At 68.8% G+C, this 17,612-nt stretch carries 16 protein-coding genes; 12 read left to right on the top strand and 4 right to left on the bottom strand.

All coding sequences use genetic code 11. From position 1 onward, the window contains the following. Window positions 1–640: 640 nt before the first annotated feature. Entirely contained in the window at window positions 641–1,843 is a 1,203-nt protein-coding gene (dinB, locus tag ACFYRH_RS03100; protein ID WP_387767204.1) for a DNA polymerase IV, read from the bottom strand. A gap of 81 nt (window positions 1,844–1,924) precedes the next feature. On the opposite strand from dinB, the gene ACFYRH_RS03095 reads away from it, so the two are divergent. Beyond that, entirely contained in the window at window positions 1,925–3,136 is a 1,212-nt protein-coding gene (locus tag ACFYRH_RS03095; protein ID WP_387767201.1) for an MFS transporter, read from the top strand. Here ACFYRH_RS03095 and ACFYRH_RS03090 read toward each other — a convergent pair. Together ACFYRH_RS03090 and ACFYRH_RS03085 are read right to left on the bottom strand one after the other, a co-directional pair. Continuing rightward, window positions 3,019–3,612: a dihydrofolate reductase family protein gene (locus tag ACFYRH_RS03090; protein WP_387767198.1), complete on the bottom strand. Its 594-nt coding sequence runs from the start codon at window positions 3,610–3,612 to the stop codon at window positions 3,019–3,021. The genes ACFYRH_RS03095 and ACFYRH_RS03090 overlap by 118 nt on opposite strands. A 33-nt stretch (window positions 3,613–3,645) precedes the next feature. Continuing rightward, window positions 3,646–3,969: an ArsR/SmtB family transcription factor gene (locus ACFYRH_RS03085; protein WP_387767195.1), complete on the bottom strand. Its 324-nt coding sequence runs from the start codon at window positions 3,967–3,969 to the stop codon at window positions 3,646–3,648. Window positions 3,970–4,200: 231 nt separating this feature from the next. Here ACFYRH_RS03085 and ACFYRH_RS03080 point away from each other — a divergent pair, with 231 nt between their 5' ends. Both ACFYRH_RS03080 and ACFYRH_RS03075 read left to right on the top strand, forming a co-directional pair. After that, entirely contained in the window at window positions 4,201–5,469 is a 1,269-nt protein-coding gene (locus ACFYRH_RS03080; RefSeq protein ID WP_387767192.1) for an aspartate kinase, read from the top strand. 5 nt (window positions 5,470–5,474) lie between these two features. Further along, window positions 5,475–6,572: an aspartate-semialdehyde dehydrogenase gene (locus tag ACFYRH_RS03075; RefSeq protein ID WP_387767189.1), complete on the top strand. Its 1,098-nt coding sequence runs from the start codon at window positions 5,475–5,477 to the stop codon at window positions 6,570–6,572. Between the two features lie 54 nt (window positions 6,573–6,626). On the opposite strand, the gene ACFYRH_RS03070 is transcribed toward ACFYRH_RS03075, so the two are convergent. Continuing rightward, window positions 6,627–7,610 carry a helix-turn-helix domain-containing protein gene (locus ACFYRH_RS03070; RefSeq protein ID WP_387767186.1) on the bottom strand — a complete coding sequence of 328 codons (984 nt, stop codon included), beginning with the start codon at window positions 7,608–7,610 and terminating at the stop codon, window positions 6,627–6,629. Window positions 7,611–8,894: 1,284 nt separating this feature from the next. Between ACFYRH_RS03070 and ACFYRH_RS03065 the strand changes: the two genes are divergently transcribed. The 9 genes from ACFYRH_RS03065 to ACFYRH_RS03025 are packed head-to-tail and all read left to right on the top strand — an operon-like array spanning window position 8,895 to window position 17,611. Further along, window positions 8,895–9,761 (top strand): ABC transporter permease, encoded by an 867-nt coding sequence (locus ACFYRH_RS03065; RefSeq protein WP_387767183.1) that lies wholly within the window; start codon window positions 8,895–8,897, stop codon window positions 9,759–9,761. Then, window positions 9,748–10,566 (top strand): ABC transporter ATP-binding protein, encoded by an 819-nt coding sequence (locus tag ACFYRH_RS03060; protein ID WP_387767180.1) that lies wholly within the window; start codon window positions 9,748–9,750, stop codon window positions 10,564–10,566. Before ACFYRH_RS03065 ends, ACFYRH_RS03060 begins: the two co-directional genes overlap by 14 nt. Window positions 10,567–10,569: 3 nt before the next feature. Then, entirely contained in the window at window positions 10,570–11,664 is a 1,095-nt protein-coding gene (locus ACFYRH_RS03055; protein ID WP_387767177.1) for a glycosyltransferase, read from the top strand. Continuing rightward, entirely contained in the window at window positions 11,661–12,983 is a 1,323-nt protein-coding gene (locus ACFYRH_RS03050; RefSeq protein WP_387767174.1) for a glycosyltransferase, read from the top strand. The genes ACFYRH_RS03055 and ACFYRH_RS03050 overlap by 4 nt, the downstream gene beginning before the upstream one ends. Continuing rightward, the gene (locus ACFYRH_RS03045; protein ID WP_387767171.1) at window positions 12,980–13,723 is read left to right on the top strand and encodes a hypothetical protein; all 744 of its coding nucleotides are present in this window, start codon (window positions 12,980–12,982) and stop codon (window positions 13,721–13,723) included. Before ACFYRH_RS03050 ends, ACFYRH_RS03045 begins: the two co-directional genes overlap by 4 nt. Next, window positions 13,716–14,915: a hypothetical protein gene (locus ACFYRH_RS03040; protein WP_387767168.1), complete on the top strand. Its 1,200-nt coding sequence runs from the start codon at window positions 13,716–13,718 to the stop codon at window positions 14,913–14,915. Before ACFYRH_RS03045 ends, ACFYRH_RS03040 begins: the two co-directional genes overlap by 8 nt. Then, a complete protein-coding gene (locus ACFYRH_RS03035) occupies window positions 14,912–15,523 on the top strand; it encodes an acyltransferase (protein ID WP_387767166.1) in 612 nt (203 codons plus the stop codon). The genes ACFYRH_RS03040 and ACFYRH_RS03035 overlap by 4 nt, the downstream gene beginning before the upstream one ends. Beyond that, on the top strand, window positions 15,520–16,611 hold the full coding sequence (locus ACFYRH_RS03030; RefSeq protein ID WP_387771697.1) for a DegT/DnrJ/EryC1/StrS family aminotransferase: 1,092 nt from the start codon (window positions 15,520–15,522) through the stop codon (window positions 16,609–16,611). The genes ACFYRH_RS03035 and ACFYRH_RS03030 overlap by 4 nt, the downstream gene beginning before the upstream one ends. 1 nt (window position 16,612) lies before the next feature. Beyond that, window positions 16,613–17,611 (top strand): Gfo/Idh/MocA family protein, encoded by a 999-nt coding sequence (locus ACFYRH_RS03025; protein ID WP_387767163.1) that lies wholly within the window; start codon window positions 16,613–16,615, stop codon window positions 17,609–17,611. The last annotated feature ends 1 nt before the right edge of the window (window position 17,612 follow it).

Below are 17,612 nucleotides of genomic sequence, written 5' to 3'. Positions count from 1 at the left end.
CTGAACTGGTCGGTTGCCCCGCCGAAATACGAGGGGGCAACCGGCCAGTTGATGGGGCAGCCCTTCAGTTCGCCGAGGTCAAGGAACTTCGGGCCGCTCTCAGGTGGTGTGCCGGTCCTCGCCGCGGCGGCTAGTACTAGCCCCAGGCCGTGTCGGGGGTTGCCCCCTGAACTGGTCGGTTGCCCCGCCGAAATACGAGGGGGCAACCGGCCAGTTGATGGGGCAGCCCTTCAGTTCGCCGAGGTCAAGGAACTTCGGGCCGCCCTCAGGTGGTGCGCCGGCGCCGGCCACGGCAGCTCGTACCAGCCAACGCCGTGTCGGGGGTTGCCCCCTGAGTTGGTGGGTTGCCCCGGCGAAATACGAGGGGGCAACCCGCCAGTTGATGGGGCAACCCTTCACTTTGCCCGATCGGCGGACGCGGCGGACCGGGTGGAGTGCGTGGGCGTGGCGGACCGGGCGGAGCGGTGCGCAGCGGCTGCCGGGCCGGGCGCATTGTGCGAAGCGTGCGGCTCGGGTAGGTAGGGCGGATTGGTCCTGCTGGGCGGGGCGGGTGGAGCAGATGGTGGGGTGCATCTGCGTGGCCCAGTGGCTCGGGCCCAGTGTGGTCGGGCCCAGTGGGGCGGGTGGGGTGGTGGGGAGGCTAGTCCGGGAGCATTGGCATTTCGAGGGCTGGTTTTTTGCCGAGGAGGATTCCTCGGGTGATGGCGTTGGTGCCGAACTTGTCCTTGACCTGGTCGAGGGCGGAGTCGAGTTCGTTGTTGGCGGCCTTGTCGAAGGGGAGGGCGAGTTGGAGGGCCGCCTCGTTTTCGAGGTTGCCGACCGAGATGCCGATCATGGTGAGACCTTGCGCGGTGATCAGCGGCTGGGCCGCGCGCAGCAGGGCGCGGGCGGTGAGCAGGATCGCCCGCGTCTGATCCGTTGCCTGGGGCAACGTATGCGACCGCGTCGCTCGCGTGAAGTCGTCGAACCGCAGCCGGAGCGTGACGGTCCGCCCGGAGCGCCCCGCCGAACGCATCCGCCGCGTCACTCTGTCGACCAACCCGGCCAGTACGGCATCCAGCGTCGCCGGTGACTTCGGTGAGCGGCCAAGAGCCCGTTGCGAACCGATCGACCGCCGCCGGCGCCCGACCTCGATCGGCCGCGGATCGCGGTTGTGGGCGAGCGCGTGCAGATGCCGCCCGGACGCCCGCCCGAGCATCGCGACCAGCGCCGCCTCGGGCAGCATCGCGACGTCGCCGACCTTCGTCAGCCCGCGACTGCGCAGCTTCTCCGCGGTCACCTCACCGACGCCCCACAGTCGCGAGACGTCCAACGGGTGCAGGAATTCGAGCTCCCGATGCGGCGCGACCTCGAGCAGCCCGTTCGGCTTCGCGACCCCACTCGCGACCTTCGCCAGGAACTTCGTCCGCGCCACCCCGACGGTGATCGGCAGCCCGACCCTCGACAGCACCTCGGCGCGCAGGCGTTGCGCGATCTCCAGCGGCGTACCGCGGATCTTGCGCAGGCCGCCGACGTCCAGGAACGCTTCGTCGATCGACAGGCCCTCGACGAGTGGCGTGGTGTCCTCGAAGACCTTGAACACCGCTTTGCTGGCCTCGGAGTACGCCGACATCCGCGGCTCGACGATGATCGCGCCGGGGCAGCGCCGCAACGCCTGCCCGCCGTTCATCGCGGTCCGGACGCCGAACGCCTTGGCCTCGTAGCTGCAGGCGAGGACCACCCCGGCGCCGACGATCACCGGCCGGCCGCGCAGGCGTGGGTCGTCGCGCTGCTCGACCGACGCGTAGAACGCGTCCAGATCGGCATGCAGGATGTTCGCCCCGCCGATGACCGACACGAACATATGTTCGCATAGACCGCCGACAAATGAGATAGGGAGAATTCCTGAGGCGGTGTACATCGTTGTCAGGAGAGAATGCGGCCCATGGACCTGACGGCGTACCGCGACCTGTGGAAGACCCACGGCGTGATGTCCCTGCTCGCCTCGGCGTTGGTCGCGCGGATGCCGGTGCTGGCGACGATGGTCCCGTTGTCGTTCCTGGCCAAGGACGCCGGCGGCAGCTTCGGCTGGGCCGGCGTGGTCGCGGGTGCCTACTCGGTCGGTACGGCGGTCGCCAGCGTGGTCTGGTCCCGGATGGCCGACCGCAGGGGCGCGCGCAAGGTCGTCATCGGCACCGGCATGGCCTGGGGGCTGTGGATGGCGGTCCTCGCCCTCCTGCCGTACAGCTGGTTTCGTGTGCTGCCGATCGCGGCTGCGCTGGCCGGTGTCTTCGTAGCGCCCGTCACCTCGGCACTCCGCGCCAACTGGCCCCGCATCGTGCACGGCTCTCGGCTGCGTGCCGTCTACTCACTGGACGCCACCGCACAGGAGCTCCTGTTCGTTTTCGGTCCGATGCTCGGCGCTCTGATGGTCAGTTTCGCCAGTCCGCGCGCGGGCCTCTTGGCGTGTGCGGTGACGGCGGCCGCCGCGATCTGGTGGTTCGGTCTGAAGCAGCAGGCCGGGGTACCGCACGACGACAGCAACGGCCCGCGTCCGACCGCCTGGCAGCTCGTCTTCCATCCGCACCGTACGGCGATCCTCGTCGCGTGGGCCTGCCTGGTGATGGGCTTCGCGTCGATGTCGCTCGGCATGGTCGCCGTCGCCGACGAGCACGGGAACCGCCTGATCGCAGGCGTCCTGGAAACAGTGGCCGCGATCGGCAGTGTGACCGGCGGTGTGATCGGTGGCGCGTTGCCGGGCAATCACACCTCGGCCGTGTGGCGCCGGATGCTGGTGTTCGCCGCGCTGGTCACGGCCTGCATCTTCGCGGCGGGCTCGGTGGTCGCGCTGGGGATCGGGATGTTCGCCGCCGGATGCATGATCGCGCCGACCGTCGCCGCGCTGTACGAACGCATCGGTGCGCTCACCCCGACCTCCGCCCACACCGAGATCTTCGGGTGGACGCAGAGCGGCGGCATGGTCGGTTCCGCGGTGGGTTCGGCTGTCGCCGGTGCGGCCGTGGAGGCCGGCGGCGTGCGTTACGCGTGGGTCCTGACCGCGGGCCTCGCCGTACTCGCGACCCTGTCCCTGCTGCGGGTCCCGCCCCACCGGCCGCTCGAGACGAGCGCCGTCGAGGGTACGGCGGTTGCGGCGTAGCGGACGCTGTAGTTCGCCTCCAGTACGCCGCCGTCGCGGGCGCACATCGAGATCAACCGCAGCGGCCGGCGATCGAGCAGCATGCCGCGACCCGCGGCGACCGGGTGGATGAGCAGCGAGAACTCGTCGATCAGTCGCCAGCGCAGCAGCGCGCGGACGAGCGTCAGGCTGCCGAAGATGTGCAGATCCTCACCGGGCACCGACTTCAGGGCGGTGAGCACCCGGCGGGTGTCGCCCTGCAGGAGTTCGGTGCCGGGGCGGGCGACCACGGGACGGGAGCTGACCACGAGGTTCCGGGTGTGCTCGAGCCCGGCGAGCGAACCGGCGTACCGCTCGAAGGTCCGGCGGCCGAAGAGCACGGTCCGGGTTCCGGCTGTCAGCAGGCCGAGCGCCGGGCGCGCGTCGGTCAGCCACTGCTCGGGCCGCTCGACGATCCCGTCCTCGGACATGCACAGCTTGGCGACGATGTTCCGCATACCTAGCCAGATGCATTGCGCGGGCGGAAGGTTTCAGGACTTTCGGCGGCCGCGGTGCAGCTCGGTCTCGAGGGCGTCGAGGCGGTTGATCCAGAACTTCCGGTACCGGTCCAGCCAGGTGTCGATCTCGCGCAGCGGGCCCGGGTCGACGGCGTACAGCCGCCGGGTGCCGTCGACGGTCACGGTCGCGAAGCCGTTGTCCCGCAGTACGCGCAGGTGCTGGGACACCGCCGGCTGGCTGATCCCGAACTCGGCGCCGATCGTGCCGGCGATGCTGCCGGCCGGCAGCTCACCGTCGGCGAGCAGCTCCAGGATCCGGCGCCGGACCGGATCGCCGAGAATGTCGAACGCGTGCACCGCACAAGTATTTCAGTGATGACTTATATGAACAAGTCGCCGGACGGTTTGCGGTTGGCGACGGCCGGTCCCGGGGAACCTTCCGGTACTGACAGTGATCTGCAGGACGGGCCGGCCCGGGTGCTGGTCGGCCGGTAGGCAACGGTCAGGTCACGGCTAGAATGACCGCGAGACTACGCCTGGTGCAACGCCGCACGGCGTACCGCAACCAGTGGTTTGAGGAGAAACACTGTGGGACGCGTCGTACACAAGTACGGCGGTTCTTCGGTCGCCGACGCCGATTGCATCAAGCGCGTGGCCCAACGGATCGTCGCGACTAAGAAGGCCGGGAACGACGTGGTGGTGGTCATCTCCGCCATGGGTGACACCACCGACGAACTGATGGACCTGGCCCAGCAGGTCTCTCCGCTGCCCCCGCCGCGCGAGCTGGACATGCTGCTCACCTCGGGTGAGCGGATCTCCGCCGCGCTGCTGGCGATGGCGATCGCGAACCTGGGCTACGAGGCGCGCAGCTTCACCGGCTCGCAGGCCGGCGTGATCACCACGTCCGCGCACGGCAACGCGCGGATCATCGACATCACGCCGGGCCGGATCGAGGACGCGCTGGCCGATGGCCACGTCGCGATCGTGGCCGGTTTCCAGGGCGTCGCCCAGGACACCAAGGACATCACCACGATGGGCCGCGGCGCCTCGGACACCACCGCGGTGGCGCTGGCCGCCGCGCTCGAGGCGGACTACTGCGAGATCTACACCGACGTGGACGGCATCTTCACCGCGGACCCGCGGATCGTGCCGGCCGCCAAGCACATCCCGAAGATCTCCTACGAGGAGATGCTCGAGATGGCCGCCTGCGGCGCGAAGGTGCTGCACCTGCGCTGCGTGGAGTACGCGCGGCGCTACAACGTCCCCGTCCATGTGCGCTCGTCCTTCTCGCAGAAGGAAGGCACCTGGGTCGTCGATGCGGAGGAACTGAATCAGATGGAACAGGCGATCATCTCCGGAGTGGTCCAGGACCGCAACGAGGCCAAGATCACGGTTGTCGGTGTGCCGGACAAGCCCGGTGAGGCGGCCCGGATCTTCGAGACCGTCGCCGGCGCCGAGACCAACATCGACATGATCGTGCAGAACGTGTCCGCGGTCTCCACCAACCGCACCGACATCTCCTTCACGCTGCCGCGCGTCGACGGCGCCCGGGCGATGTCCGCGCTGGCCCGGATGAAGGACGAGGTGGGCTACGAGCAGTTGCTGTACGACGACCAGATCGGCAAGGTCTCGGTGGTCGGTGTCGGAATGCGCTCGCACCCGGGCGTTTCTGCGAAGTTCTTCTCGGCGCTGGCCGATGCCGGCGTGAACATCGAGATGATCTCCACGTCGGAGATCCGGATCTCGGTGGTCGTGGACGAGAACCTGGTGGATGCTGCCGTGACCGCGGCGCACACCGCATTCGATCTGGACGACGAGCACACCCAGGCTGTCGTGTACGGAGGAACTGGACGGTGACCCCTGTGAGCGCTGTGGAGAACACGATCGAGGACCGGGCGGGTCTGCCCTCGCTGGCGGTGGTCGGTGCGACCGGTGCCGTCGGATCGGTGATGCTGACCCTGCTCTCGACCAGGCAGAACGTCTGGGGCGAGATCCGGCTGATCGCCTCCGAGCGCTCCGCGGGTAAGCAGCTGTCGGTCCGCGGCGAGCAGGTCGAGGTCGTCGCGATCAGCGAGGACGCCTTCGACGGCATCGACGTGGCGATGTTCGACGTACCGGACGAGGTGTCCGCGCACTGGGCGCCGATCGCGGCCGCCAAGGGTGCCGTCGTGGTGGACAACTCGGGCGCGTTCCGGATGGACCCGGACGTGCCGCTGGTGGTCCCGGAGGTGAACGCCGAGGCGGCCCGGAACCGGCCGAAGGGCATCATCTCCAACCCGAACTGCACGACGCTGTCGATGATCGTCGCGATGGGTGCGCTGCACCACCGGTACGAGCTCGAGCAGCTGGTCGTGGCGTCGTACCAGGCCGCGTCGGGTGCTGGTCAGTCCGGGATCGACGCGCTGTACGACCAGCTCACCAAGGTGGCCGGCAATCGTGAGCTGGGTAGCTCGCCGGGTGACGTCCGCCGGGTGGTCGGTAACGACCTCGGCCCGTTCCCGGCCCCGCTGGCGCTGAACGTCGTACCGTGGGCCGGCTCGTTGAAGGACGACGGCTGGTCGTCGGAGGAGCTGAAGGTCCGCAACGAGTCCCGGAAGATTCTCGGGCTGCCGGATCTGAAGGTGTCGGCGACCTGCGTGCGGGTTCCGGTCGTGACCACTCACTCTCTGTCCGTGCACGCCCGGTTCGTCCAGGAGGTCGACGCCGACGGGGCCCGTGAGGTACTGCGGGACGCGCCCGGCGTACTGCTGTTCGACAACCCGGCCGAGGGGGAGTTCCCGACGCCGGCCGATGTGGTCGGCACCGACCCGACCTGGGTCGGCCGGATCCGCAAGTCGCTCGACGACCCGAACGCGTTGGAGCTGTTCGTCTGTGGCGACAACCTGCGCAAGGGCGCCGCGCTCAACACGGCCCAGATCGCCGAGGTCGTCGCCAAGGAGTTCACGCCCGCCGTCTCCTGACGCTGGTACGACGAAGGGCCCGCACAGAATCGCGTGCGGGCCCTTCTGTACGTTCTACAGCCAGTTCTCCCGCGCTGCGTGGAGGGCGAGCTGGAAGCGCGTGCTGGCGCCCGTGCGGTTCATCAGGCGCTCCAGGTAGCGGAAGAACGTCCGGCGGCTGATGCCGAGCGTACGGGCGATGGTGTCGTCCGCAGCGCCCGTCGCGAGGAGTGCTAGCAGGCGGCGCTCGATCGGCTCCAGGCGGTCGTCCTCGGTCCCCACCGACGCGTGCAACGGCAGCGCGTTGCGCCAGCAGAGCTCGAACATGCCGATCAACGCCGACAGCAGGCTGCTCGGCCGGATGATCAGCAGCGACCGGTTCACGTCGGTGTCGCGGGCCGACATCGACACGAACGCGATCGAGCCGTCGATGATCGTCAGCTTCGCCGGTACGTCGGGCAGCACCCGCGCCTGCTCACCCGCCTCCACGCAGGGCAGGATGTTCTCGGTCAGGTACCCCGGCACCTCGACCGACTCCGGTGAGTACACGACCCGGTAGGAGACGCCTCGCTTGAGGTGGTCGATCTCCTCCTGGTTCGGGCCGCCGATGTAGTACGGCGGGGAGTCGATCGCGAGGATCTCGCGCTGCACACCGCCCTTGATCTGGTGGATCCGCTCGACGATCGCGCTGCCGGTGACCACCTCGATCAGGTGCGCGGTCGACTCGTTGTGCACGGTCCGGCGGAACTCGTCGTACGCGTTCAGGACCTCGATCCGGGCCTGCTTCAGCTCGGACTCGCGACGTAGCGTCATCGCTTCCAGGCCGGCGTCCGGCGGGACCGGGAGGAAACGGGAGTGGTCCGATCCCGACCGCCGGGCCAGACCGGCCTGCACCAGTCCGCCGAGCGCCGCGTCGATCGAGTGCTCCCGGTCGGGGACCGCCTCGTCGAGTTCGGTGATCGACGACGGGCCGGTCCGCAGCAGGTGCTGGTAGATCTTGACCTCGTCGTCGTTGAGTCCGAGCACCTTCAAATGATCAGCACGCTCCGTGTCCGTCACGCTCACGACTCTCCCCTCCCTTCCGAGTACTGTCACCGTCCGCTACCGCCCTTCCAGGTTAAAGGGGCCGATCCAGTGCCGTCGGCACCGTCCGTGTCGGCGCATATGCGTGCAGCGATATTTGTTGTCCTGTCAGCATTCTTGTGCCGTGTCACCATCTGGCCACCATTCTCGCGCGGTCCTGCGCGAGAATTGAGGTCCAGCAGCCCGGCGACGGACCACCTGAGCGCCGCCGGGCTGCTGTTCCAATTCTGGCGTGTGTTCACTGTCCCGTCAGCGGAGCCTGTTTCGGTTGGGTCTCGATCCCGGCGCATCGGTGCCCTCGCACTTCCGTGCCATCACCGGCTGTGCCTGAGGGTGTACAAACTGTGGCATCTCTCCAATCGTGAGGCCGATGAGGAGGACGCCCGATGCGACCGGTTCCGCCGTGTGCCGCCACCGTTCGCGCGGGTGCCGTCCCCAGCGTGCGGGGGTCCTTGCGGGGATCCCGTGCCGCGCTGTCCTCCACCGGTCTCCGGTCCGCCCCCACACCTGCTGCGCGCACCTGCCGGCGTCCGCAGCATCTCTGGGGACGGACGAGGGGGCTTGGCGCCCGCCAGGTCCCAGGCGCGATGACCGCCGCCCTGGTCATCGTGCCCGCTGATCCGGCACGCAGCGTATTCGCCACCGCCCAGTGCGGACGTGCCGCCGGATCGACGGTGGAACCCCGGGAGATGCCGAGTGGTGTTCCATGGATGGTGAGGCTGTCCATGGGGAGCGTGGATGTGATGTTGCGTGTCACGTCCGCCGCCCGGCGCACACCGGCCAGGAGGCGTCTCCCGGGGTTCTGTCAGTAACAGCGGTCGACCGTGACCACATCTGTCACGGTCCCGGTGTGGCAGGTCACGCCAACCGGGCGGCGGTGCGTAGCGTCGTACCCATGAATTGACAGCGATTTGACCTTGCTCACTGTTGTTCACTGCCGGGCGCGGCGAGCATGGAACAGGTGCCGTTTTCGTGCGCTGGAAGGCGTTTTGGCCGTCGCTGGCTGTCAAATGTATATTCCGGATAACGATCGGCGAAGGACGACTCGGGTGTTGTGGACGCAGTGGCGTACGACGTTTGGTAGCCGTCCGTACGTCGTTGCTCACTAAGGAGGACCGCTGTGTCGTCGGCGTGCGGACCGATCCGCTACTCTGCTTCCCGGTCTGCGTGGCATGCCGTCGTACCCCTGGCGGCGACTGCCGAAACCCAGGTGATCGGCCATCGTGGATCCAACTTCCGGCAGAGAGAGGCGTCGCCTGAATGAACGCGACTAGCGTCGACGAGGAGTTCAACCCGTCGGTGCATGTGTACGAACCCCACAAGGTCGGACTGCCGGCACTGCGCCCGTACTTCAAGGCGCTGTGGCAGCGACGGGAGTTCGCGGCGGAGATGTCCCGGACGAACATCCGGGGCGCGCACACGAACACCTTCTTCGGCCAGGTGTGGCTGGTGCTGAACCCGCTGCTGCTCGCTCTGGTCTATTACCTGCTGACCGACATCATCGCCGGTGGTGGCGCCAAGGTCGATGCGGGGCTGCGGTTCGCGCACATGTGCGGCGGCTTGTTCGCCTTCTACTACTTCTCCGGTGCGATGACGGCCGGCGCGGCCAGCGTCGTCGGCGGTGGCAAGCTGCTGCTGAACCAGTCGTTCCCGCGGATGCTGCTGCCGTTGTCGGCGGTGCGGACCGCGTTCTTCCGGTTCCTGCCGACCCTCGGGGTGTACCTCATCATCCACCTGCTGATGGGGCAGAAGCTCCATTGGCAGATGCTGCTGGCCCCGGTCTTCCTGGCCATGCTGACGGTCTTCGCCGCCGGCATGGGGATGATCTTCGCGGCCCTGCAGGTGTACTTCCGCGACACCGCGAGCTTCCTGCCGTACTTCGTGCGGATCTGGCTCTACATGTCCCCGGTGCTGTGGTTCGCCGAGCAGGCCCCGGCGAAGTTCAAGGGCTTCATCCAGTACAACCCGTTGTATTCACTGCTCGGCGGCTGGACCGACCTGCTGGTCAAGGGCCACATCCCGAATATGAAGCTGTGGATCGGCGGCGGGTTCTGGGCGCTGCTGGCGTTCGCTGTCGGTGCGTTGTTCTTCATGTCGAGGGAGCGTGATTTCGTTGTCCGTCTCTGAGACCGAGAAGAAGCCGATGCAGAAGACGCAGTCCAATGTTCCGGCGGTCAAGGTGCAGGACGTGTCCATCACGTACCGCACGACGTTCGAGCGGGTGCCGACCTTCAAGAGCGCGATCGTCCGGCTCGGCCGCGGCGAGCGTGCGGTCCGCGAGGTCAAGGCCGTCCAGAACGTGTCCTTCGACGTCAACCACGGCACCACGATCGGCATCATCGGCGCGAACGGTGCGGGCAAGTCGACGCTGATGCGTTCGATCGCCGGCATCCTGCCGCCGACGTCCGGCCGGATCGAGGTACACGGCCGGGTCTCCACGCTGCTGTCGCTGGGCGTCGGCTTCAACGCGGCGCTGTCCGGCAAGGAGAACGTCGTCCTCGGTGGTCTGGCGGCCGGTCTGAGCCGCAAGGAGATCGAGGCGCGGTACGAGGAGATCGCCGAGTTCGCCGAGCTCGGTGACTTCATGGAGATGCCGATGCGGACGTACTCGTCCGGCATGTTCAGCCGGCTCGCGTTCTCGGTCGCGGTGCACATGGACCCGGACATCCTGATGATCGACGAGGCGCTGTCCGCCGGTGACGCGTCGTTCAAGACCAAGGCCGCGGCGAAGATGTCCGAGCTGGTCACGAACAGCCGGACCATGTTCCTGGTCAGCCACGCGATGAGCAGCGTCCGCGAGATGTGCAACGACTGCATTTGGCTGCACAAGGGCAAGCTGATGATGCGTGGTGAGCCCAACGAGGTCATCCAGGCCTACACCAAGTTCCTGCAGGTCGGGGAAGAAGAAGCCGTCTCACTCGAGGACCTCTGACAGATGTCACGCAGCACGGCGCCGGACGTGGGCATCATCACGACCGGTCACGATGTGGCCGACGCGCGCCTGCACAAGATCACCGCGGCCCTGCAGCACCTCGACCTGAAGGTCGAGCTGTGGGGGCTCGGTGAGGCTTCCGGCGGCCCGGCCGGTGCCGTGGTGCACGCGGGTCCGCGGGGCAACCTGGTGCAGCGGCTCGCCCGCACCGCCGTCCTGCCGTGGCGGACCAAGGCCAAGGTCGTGATGACGGTCGACCCGGACATGATCCCGGTCACCCGGCTGGTCACCGCGATCCGGCGGCGCAAGCTCGTCGTCGACGTCCACGAGGACTACGAACGGCTGCTCGCCGACCGTGCCTGGGCGCAGGGACCGGCCGGGCTGCCCGCCCGGCTGATCGTCCGCGCCGGGTCGAAGCTGGCCGCGGGCGCCGACCTGACCGTGGTCGCCGACTCGCACCTCGCTCCGCACCAGGCCAAGCACCGCCTGGTGGTGCAGAACCTTCCCGACCACGGCTTCCTGGCCCCGTCCCCACCGACCGGCGCCCCGCGCGCCGTGTACGTCGGGGACCTACGCACCAGCCGTGGTCTGTTCGACATGGTCGAGACCGTCGCCGCCGCGCCGGACTGGTCGCTCGACCTGGTCGGCCCGGTCGCTCCGTCGGACCGGGACCGGCTCGAGGCCCGGATCGTGCAGTCCGACCTGGACGGCCGCGTCCGGCTGCACGGGCGCCAGCCACCCGCCGACGCCTGGCGGATCGCACACGGTGCCTGGGCGAGCCTCGCCATGCTCCAGCCCACCCCGGCGTTCGTGGAAGCGATGCCGTCGAAGATCTACGAGTACCTCGCCAGCGGTCTTCCCGTGCTGTCCACCCGGCTGCCCCGGCAGACCCGGGTGATCGAGGAGTCCGGTGGCGGAGTCCTGGTGGACTCGGTGGCGGAGGCGTCCGAGATTCTGCGGCGCTGGTCCGCGGATCCGGGTGAGCTGGAGAAGCTGCGTGACCATGCGCTGCAGTGGGCGACCGAACACCTGCCCACCACAACGCCGTACGACGAACTGGCCGACGCGATTCTCAATCTCTTAAGAGGAACTGCATGACCGACCGCCCACACCTGTTGTACGTCGCCTGGGGCTTCCCGCCCTGCCGTGGCGGCGGTGTCTACCGGGCCCTGGCCACGGCCAACCGGTTCGCCGCGCTCGGCTGGAAGGTGACCGTGCTGACGGCCGACCGCGACACGTTCTTCCGGTTCACCGGTGCGGACCTGACCCTCGAGGAACGGGTCGACCCGTCCGTCGAGGTCGTCCGGGTCCCGTTCGAGTGGCCGATCCTCGAGGCCGACCTGCGGCGCTGGTCCAAGCGCCGGGCGGCGAACCCGAAGCTCTGGGCCAAGTGGCGTACCAAGCAGGACCAGATCCCGTTCCCGGAGAGCGGGTACGGTCCCTGGCGCTCGGTGATCGAGAAGGCCGCGGAGCGGATCCACAAGGCGCACAAGGTCGACCTGACGGTCGCCACCGCCAACCCGCACGTCGCGTTCACGGCGGCGTACCACCTGCACAAGAAGTTCCAGGTGCCGTACGTCATGGACTACCGCGACGCCTGGCTGCTGGACGTCTTCACCGGTGACCGGCTGCACGAGCCGAACAGCCGCGCGGCCCGCTGGGAGAAGAAGCTGGTCGAGTCCGCTCGCGAGGTCTGGTTCGTCAACGACCCGATCAAGGAGTGGCACGAGAAGCTCTACCCGGCGCAGGCGAGCAAGATGCACACGGTCGCCAACGGGTTCGACCCGGACCTGGTGCCGGACACGCAGGACCGTGGCGCGGTCGCCGACCGCCCGTTGGTCTTCGGGTACGTCGGAACCGTGTCGCCGAAGGTGCCGCTGAAGGAGTTCGTCGAGGGCTGGCAGCTCGCGAAGGAGCAGTCGCCGGAGCTCGAGGGCGCGAAGGCCAAGATCCACGGCTACCTGGGGTACTACGCGCAGCCGCGCGCCGACATGCTCGCGACGATCAACGCCGCCGCCGACGCCGGGGTCAGCTACGAGGGCCCGGTCGGCAAGGCCGAGATCGCCAAGGCGTACGACGAGTTCGACGCGCAGCTGCTGATGCTCGGCAAGGGGCGGTACGTGACCAGCGGCAAGGTGTTCGAGTACCTCGCGACCGGGTTGCCGGTGGTGTCGGTGCACGACCCCGAGAACGCGGCGTCCGACGTACTGCGCGGGCATCCGTTGTGGTTCCCGGTCGCGGACGTGACGCCGGAGGCGATCGCGGCGGCGCTGATCGAGGCGGCGCACGCGGCGCGCACCGCGGACGAGGGGATCCGGGCGAAGGCGCGGGAGTTCGGGGCGTCGTACCGGCGGGACCTGCAGCTGGATCCGCGGATCGAGTCGCTGGCCGCCAGCGTGAAGAAGGTGGCCGCATGAGTAACGTCGTCCTGCTGTCTACGCGGCGGTTGCCGCCGACCTACTTCGACCAGGTTCGTGAGGATCTGGGGGATCAGGACATCACGATCGATGTCGTCGGGTGGGTTGCTCCTTCTGCTTGGGTTGCCGACAAGGTCAACACGTTCACGCTGATCGGTCCCGGGCGGATGCCGGCGCAGCCGGTCGTCGAGCCGGAGCCGGTCGATCCCACGGACGAGGCGCCGGACGCGGTCATCGCCCCCGAGGCTGTCGCCGAGCCCGAAGCCGTCGCCGCCGACGAGAAGATCGCACCGGCCGCGGCTGAGGTCGTCGAGGAAAAGACTGAAAGCGTTCAGGCCACCACCCCCGACCCCGCTCCTCAGCCCGCACCGGCTACGGCCAAGGCTCGGCCTACTGGGGCCAAGCGGGTGGTCAAGGCTGTGGAGTGGCGGGCTCGGCGGGCTCGGAAGGTTGCGGGGCGGATGTTGCCGCCGGCAATCAAGAAGTCGGCGCCGGTGAAGTTCCTGCGCGGGCAGCGGGCGTCGAGTGATCTCGGGAAGACGTACTGGGCGCGGGTGCTCAGCCGTCGGGACGTGCTCGCGACGATCGACCAGGCCGACGTGGTCGTGGCACTCGACGCGGGCGCGATCTGGGCCGGCTGGAACCTCGGCCAGCGGAAGGCGAGCACCCCGGTGGTGCTCGGGCTCCCGGCCGCCCGCCGCGAACTGGACATGCTGAAGGTCCCGGCAGGTAATGGGTGACACAGTGACGGTGACGCGATCGATGCGCGAGCACCTGCCGGCGCCGTTGGCCCGGACCGCGGGAGCGGTCCGGCGGCGCCTGCGCGGCTTGCGGTACTCGTTCGCGCAACTGCCGGCGTTCCCGCCGGCAGCGACGACGCCCGTGCGGATGCTGGTCGGACCGACCAACTCCGCCGGGCAGGGGCACGCCTGGGCACAGGCCGCGAAGACCCTGCCGGACGTCGACGCCGTCTCGTTCTCGCTGCACCGCAAGGGCCAGTTCCAGTTCGCCGACGACTACGGCGTACCGCTGGCGTGGTTCGGTCAGCCTCGCTGGCAGCGCGCCCAGCAGCAGCATGTGCTCGGCAACTACACGCACGTGATGGTCGAGTCGCTGCGCCCGCTCTTCGGTGCCCGCGGGTACTCCGACGCGGCCCCCGACATCGAGGCGATGCTCGCGAAGGGCATCGACGTCTCGCTGCTCTTCCACGGCTCCGACATCCGCCTGCCCAGCAGGCACGCGAAGCGCGAGCGTTGGTCGCCGTTCGCCCCGGGTGACGAGCTGACCGACCGTCTCGAGCCGCAGGCCCGCCGGCACGCGGAGTTGGTCGAGTCGCTCGGCCTGCCCGTCTTCGTCTCCACGGTCGACCTGCTGGACGACGTACCGAATGCCACCTGGTTGCCGGTGGCGATCGATCCGGCGCGGTGGCAGCAGTCCGCGCAGCCGCTGTTCGCGGGCCCGAAGCCGGTCGTCGCGCACGTCCCGTCGAACGCGAAACTCAAAGGCACGCAGGAGATCGACGAGGTCCTCAACGACCTCCAGGACCGTGGGCTGGTCGAGTACCGGCGGATCACCGGCGTACCGCACCACGAGATGCCGGCCGTCATCGGTGCCGCCGACATCGTTGTCGATCAACTGCACATCGGCCTGTACGGCGTGGCGGCCGCGGAGGCCCTGGCCGCTGGGCGGATCGTGGTTTCGTACGTCGGTGACGCGGTGCGCCGGCGGGTGCGTACTCTGACTGGGCGAGAGGTGCCGATCGTGGAGGCGGATCCAGACACCCTGGGTGATGTCCTCGCCGGTCTGATCGCCGATCGTGACGCCGCCGCCGAGCGGGCAGCCGCCGGCCCCGGCTTCGTGGCCGAACTGCACGACGGACGCCGTTCGGCCGAAGTACTGAGAAGTTGGCTCATCCCGAAGGAGACCCTGTGACGTCCCGCATCGCGCCATCCGCCGACGTCGACGACAGCGCCCAGATCGGCGACGGTTCGTCGGTCTGGCACCTGGCCCAGATCCGCGAGAACGCGGTCCTCGGCGAGAACTGCATCGTCGGCCGCGGTGCCTATGTCGGGACCGGGGTCCGGATGGGCAACAACTGCAAGATCCAGAACTACGCGCTGGTGTACGAGCCCGCGTCCCTCGAGGACGGTGTGTTCATCGGTCCGGCGGTGGTCCTCACCAACGACTACTTCCCGCGCGCGGTGAACCCGGACGGGTCGCCGAAGAGCGGGCACGACTGGGAACCGGTCGGGGTGACGATGAAGGAAGGCTGCTCGCTCGGTGCGCGCAGTGTGTGCGTGGCCCCGGTCACCATCGGCCGCTGGGCGACCGTCGCCGCGGGTGCGGTGGTGACCAAGGACGTGCCAGACTTCGCGCTGGTCGCCGGGGTCCCGGCACGCCGGCTCAAGTGGGTCGGTAAGGCGGGGGTCCCGCTGCTCGACGTCGGGAACGGCGAGTGGAAGTGCCCGAACACGGGCGAGATGTACATCGAAACCGACGGACGGCTGCGGCCGGCCGACGAAACACAGGAGGAGAACTGATGGTGCAGCCGATTCCGGCCGCGAAGCCGATCATCGGGAAGGAGGAGCGCGAGGCCGTCGACCGGGTGATGCAGTCCGGCATGCTGGCCCAGGGCCCCGAGGTGGCGGCGTTCGAGCAGGAGTTCGGCGCAGCGCTGGTCTCCGGCCGGGCGTGCGTCGCGACCAACTCCGGGACCTCCGGTCTGCACCTGGGCCTGCTGGCCGCGGGCATCGGCCCGGGTGACGAGGTCATCGTCCCGTCCTTCACGTTCGCCGCGACCGCGAACAGCGTCGCGCTGACCGGCGCCACCCCGGTGTTCGCCGACATCGAGCCGACGTACTTCTGCCTGGACCCGGTCGCGGTCGAGGCCGCGATCACCGAGAAGACCAAGGCCGTCATGCCGGTGCACCTGTTCGGTCACCCGGCGAACATGACCGCGCTGCAGGCGATCGCCGACAAGCACGGCATCCAGATCTTCGAGGACGCCGCGCAGGCGCACGGCGCGACCTGGAACGGCGCCCCGGTCGGTACCTTCGGCGAGTTCGCGATGTTCAGCCTGTACCCGACCAAGAACATGACGTCCGGTGAGGGCGGCATGAACTCGGTCGCGAACGCCGACCTCGAGCGCCGGATGCGGCTGTTCCGCAACCAGGGCATGCTGAAGCAGTACGAGAACGAGGTCGTCGGCCTGAACAACCGGATGACCGACCTGCACGCCGCGATCGGCCGGGTGCAGCTGACCAAGGTCGGCGGCTGGACGAAGCAGCGGCAGGAGAACGCGGCCTTCCTGGACGCGAACCTGCAGGGCGTCGGCATCCCGGCGGTGGCCGCCGAGGCGACCCACGTGTACCACCAGTACACGATCCGCGTGACCGAGGACCGCGACGGCTTCGCGAACGCACTGCGGACCGAGTACGGCGTCGGCTGCGGCGTGTACTACCCGATCCCGAACCACCGGCTCCCGTCGTTCCAGCGTGAGCTGGACCTGCCGGAGACCGAGAAGGCCGCGGCCGAGGTGCTCTCGCTGCCGGTCCACCCCTCGCTGTCCGAGGACGACCTGAACCGGATCGTGGCCGCGGTGAACACCGTGGCGAAGGCGGGTGCGTGACATGGCGAACCTGCGGGCAGGCCTGATCGGCCTGGGCATGATGGGGCGGCACCACGCCCGGGTGCTGGCGTCCCTCGAGGGCGTCGACCTGGTCGCGGTGGCCGACCCGGGTGGTGACAAGTTCGGTGTCGCCGGCGGTCGTCCGGTGCACGAGAACATCGAGCAGCTGATCGCCGAGAAGATCGACTACTGCATGGTCGCGGTGCCGACCCAGTACCACGCCGAGATCGCGAAGGCGCTGGCCGAGGCCGGCGTGCACGCGATGATCGAGAAGCCGCTGGCCGGTTCCTCGTCCGAGGCGACCGAGATCGCGAAGGCGTTCGAGGCGGCCGGCCTGGTCGGCGCGGTCGGTCACATCGAGCGGTACAACCCGGCGCTGCAGGCGCTCCGGGTGCGGCTGGAGGCCGGTGAGCTGGGCGACATCTACCAGATCACCACCCGCCGCCAGGGTCCGTTCCCGGCCCGGATCGCCGACGTCGGCGTGGTGCTGGACCTGGCCACCCACGACATCGACCTGACCGCGTGGGTCACGCAGTCGCCGTTCGTCACGGTGGCCGCGCAGAGCGCCCACAAGTCCGGCCGGCAGTACGAGGACCTGATCGCGGTGACCGGCAAGCTGGCCAACGGCACCGTGACCAGCCACCTGGTCAACTGGCTGTCCCCGATGAAGGAGCGGCTCACCGTCGTCACCGGTGAGAAGGGCGCGTTCATCGCCGACACCCTGACCGCCGACCTGTCCTTCCACGCCAACGGCACCGTGCAGACCGCGTGGGACGACGTCGCGCACTTCCGTGGTGTCAGCGAGGGCGACATGATCCGGTACGCGATCAGCAAGCCGGAGCCGCTGAAGACCGAGCACGAGCAGTTCCGCGACGCGGTGCTCGGCAAGGAGGCGGACATCGTCACGCTGCAGCAGGGTCTGACCACCGTGAAGGTGGCCGAGGCCGTCCTGCAGTCCGCCGCGGAGGCTCGTACGATCACCGTCGCCGGGGAGCAGTAGT

It is taken from the genome of Kribbella sp. NPDC004875, assembly GCF_042873375.1.
In the GTDB taxonomy this organism is placed as follows: domain Bacteria; phylum Actinomycetota; class Actinomycetes; order Propionibacteriales; family Kribbellaceae; genus Kribbella.
This window is presented reverse-complemented; position numbering and strand designations above follow the sequence as displayed.

Coding starts and splice junctions, on each gene's coding strand:
- ACFYRH_RS03065 (WP_387767183.1), top strand. CDS start 8,895: ATGAACGCGACTAGCGTCGACGAGGAGTTCAACCCGTCGGTGCATGTG.
- ACFYRH_RS03040 (WP_387767168.1), top strand. CDS start 13,716: ATGGGTGACACAGTGACGGTGACGCGATCGATGCGCGAGCACCTGCCG.
- ACFYRH_RS03095 (WP_387767201.1), top strand. CDS start 1,925: ATGGACCTGACGGCGTACCGCGACCTGTGGAAGACCCACGGCGTGATG.
- ACFYRH_RS03090 (WP_387767198.1), bottom strand. CDS start 3,612: ATGCGGAACATCGTCGCCAAGCTGTGCATGTCCGAGGACGGGATCGTC.
- ACFYRH_RS03045 (WP_387767171.1), top strand. CDS start 12,980: ATGAGTAACGTCGTCCTGCTGTCTACGCGGCGGTTGCCGCCGACCTAC.
- dinB (WP_387767204.1), bottom strand. CDS start 1,843: ATGTTCGTGTCGGTCATCGGCGGGGCGAACATCCTGCATGCCGATCTG.
- ACFYRH_RS03050 (WP_387767174.1), top strand. CDS start 11,661: ATGACCGACCGCCCACACCTGTTGTACGTCGCCTGGGGCTTCCCGCCC.
- ACFYRH_RS03025 (WP_387767163.1), top strand. CDS start 16,613: ATGGCGAACCTGCGGGCAGGCCTGATCGGCCTGGGCATGATGGGGCGG.
- ACFYRH_RS03055 (WP_387767177.1), top strand. CDS start 10,570: ATGTCACGCAGCACGGCGCCGGACGTGGGCATCATCACGACCGGTCAC.